We start from the raw sequence: 2,221 nt of genomic DNA, 5'->3' as shown, positions 1-2,221 counted from the left end.
ATTGTTTATGAATTTAAAGACCAAAAAATCAAAGAATATTTAGGCGATATCAATTTCTTTTTAGAACAACGAAATGCTTCCAACATGCGTGAAATTGAAAAGAAAGATATTGTAGTTGAAGTTAAATCAAATGCAAAAAATCTTTCTTACGAGGATCAAAAGAAAAGCAAATCGTTACAAAACCGATTAAGTAAAATTGAAAGTCAAATCAAGCAATTGGAAATAGATATTCAAAACGATGATAAAGAATTAGCTTCTAATTATGACAAGCACATCGAAAATGCTAGTTTTTTTATAGCATACAACAAGAAAAAAGATGAATTAGATAAGCTTCTTGAAGATTGGGAAAAAGTTCAAGGCGAAATTGATACTCTTTAATTTATTTAAAAGGATGACGTTGTTGCCAAATTAAAGTGGGTTCTAATTTTGGAAATATTTTAGGTACAATTTTGTTTATCCATTTATTAGTATGATAAATAAATCCAGTCATTAAAACTGGTTCAGCGCCAATAGAACTTTTTATTTCTAAAGCAGTTCTTCCGAAAATTATTTTTTTGAATTGATTTTCAATACCAAACTTGGTCATGTAGTATAACATATTCAAATACAACATTTTTTCTTTTTGAATGAGTTCATCATAGCCCAAAAAGTAGGTTTCTAAAACATTTCCATTCAAAAGTAATGTGTGGAAACCCATTAATTTTTCATTTAGAAAGTAGCCAAAAAGTATGAAATTACTCCCACATTGTTTTTTGAAAGTCGAAAAATGATTTTCAGCCAAGAAGAATGTGTTGAATGGTGCATTTTTTGCAACATGTTGATATAGTTCGTTAATTCTAGATTCATTCAAAACTAATTCTTCTAACGATAATTCTCTAGTTGTTATTCCTTCAGTTTTTTTATGAGCACGTTTGTATTGGTCTCGGTATTTTTTTGATAACGCGGCGATATAATCTTGATTAGTTTTCCAACTTTCATGAAGTTCAAAAATCATGTTTGGTTGTGTATTAAATTTATACATAGAGCCAAATTCAAATTTTGATAATTCATCCGCACAATCCTGATAAAAATCTTTGAATGAAACAATATGAATAGTAATATTTTGTTTTTTGAAGTGCTTTGTAATTTCATTCGCACATTCCATAAGTATTTCGCTTAAACTTTTAAAATCAATAGTTACATTAAATGTATATCCATTTTGTCCTGTCATCATGTTATTTCCTAAAAACAAAACATTAGAAGCAAATTTTTTAAAAATAAAATTTCTAATATAAGTTTTAAGACATTTATCTCTATCACCAAAAGAGGCAAGTTTATTCAAATCAAGATATTGCGCTAATGCTACTCCGATTAATGTTTTTTTTTCAAAAATTCCAATATAAAAACATTGCATATTGGCTGGTGAAGAATTTTCGAGAACTTTCAGATATGAAGTTTGAAGAAAAGCATTTTCATGCGCTACTTCATCCCACTCATGAGGAAGATTTGAAATAGCATTAAAAATTTTAATAGAGTGTATATCCAATGTAAAAAAAATCGCCTTACAAATGTAAAGCGATTGGTCCATAACTAAATCTTTTTTTATTTAAAAATTACTCAGTAGCTACTAGTTTTGAAGTGCTTCTATAAATATATTCATTGTAAATATGCCTTCTTGCAAATCTACTCGGAGACTCTGCATTTACCATCTTAATATATGTTGGTCTTAAAACACCAAAGTATTCAAAAGAATTTCCGTCTAAGAAAGTTATGTATAAAACACTGTTATCATAGTAAAAATCAGCAATATTAGTGCTTGTTGTGATTCTAGTATATTCTGCTTTGTCTTTTTCCAATGTCTCCGGTGCCACACTCACTAAAAAATGGTAAGCAGCAATAATCTCTTTACTTTTTTCTTCAGCTAATTGTCTTTCTACATCATCTGAAATAGCATCTGGATGCATGTCTTTCATACAATTTCTGTAAATTGTTTTTAGCTCTTTTAAAGTAGCTGCTTTTGTAACGCCAAGTAAAGTTCTATACTCGACAATTTTTTTCATATTCATAGTTTAAAAATAAAAAACCCACTAATTGTGATTGATGGGTTGATTTAGTAACTTATTCAGGATAAAATTCTTATTTGTTTCAATTGCAAAAGTAGTTAAATTTCAAAAATTATAAGTATTTTTTTAAAGAAACAGCATTCTCCTTAACTATGATTTCTAAAGGAATATAATTAGTT

General features: G+C 27.9%; 2 protein-coding genes and 1 pseudogene. 1 reads left to right on the top strand and 2 read right to left on the bottom strand.

Features of this window, described 5'->3' with window-relative positions; all coding sequences use genetic code 11:
• Positions 1-378, top strand: a pseudogene (locus tag ACOYLT_RS11625) (ABC transporter ATP-binding protein); the annotation flags it as partial.
• 1 nt (position 379) lies between these two features.
• Here ACOYLT_RS11625 and ACOYLT_RS11620 read toward each other — a convergent pair.
• On the bottom strand, positions 380-1,567 hold the full coding sequence (locus ACOYLT_RS11620) for an 8-amino-7-oxononanoate synthase (RefSeq protein ID WP_422854006.1): 1,188 nt from the start codon (positions 1,565-1,567) through the stop codon (positions 380-382).
• A 25-nt stretch (positions 1,568-1,592) separates the two neighbouring features.
• Positions 1,593-2,039, bottom strand: a complete 447-nt coding sequence (locus tag ACOYLT_RS11615; protein ID WP_422854005.1) for a KTSC domain-containing protein — start codon at positions 2,037-2,039, stop codon at positions 1,593-1,595.
• Between the last annotated feature and the right edge of the window lie 182 nt (positions 2,040-2,221).

This window comes from Flavobacterium sp., assembly GCF_049318185.1.
Taxonomy (GTDB): Bacteria; Bacteroidota; Bacteroidia; order Flavobacteriales; family Flavobacteriaceae; genus Flavobacterium.
The sequence above is the reverse complement of the archived record's forward strand: the minus strand, read 5'-3'. Positions and strand labels throughout refer to the sequence as shown.

Coding starts and splice junctions, on each gene's coding strand:
- ACOYLT_RS11620 (WP_422854006.1), bottom strand. CDS start 1,567: ATGGACCAATCGCTTTACATTTGTAAGGCGATTTTTTTTACATTGGAT.
- ACOYLT_RS11615 (WP_422854005.1), bottom strand. CDS start 2,039: ATGAAAAAAATTGTCGAGTATAGAACTTTACTTGGCGTTACAAAAGCA.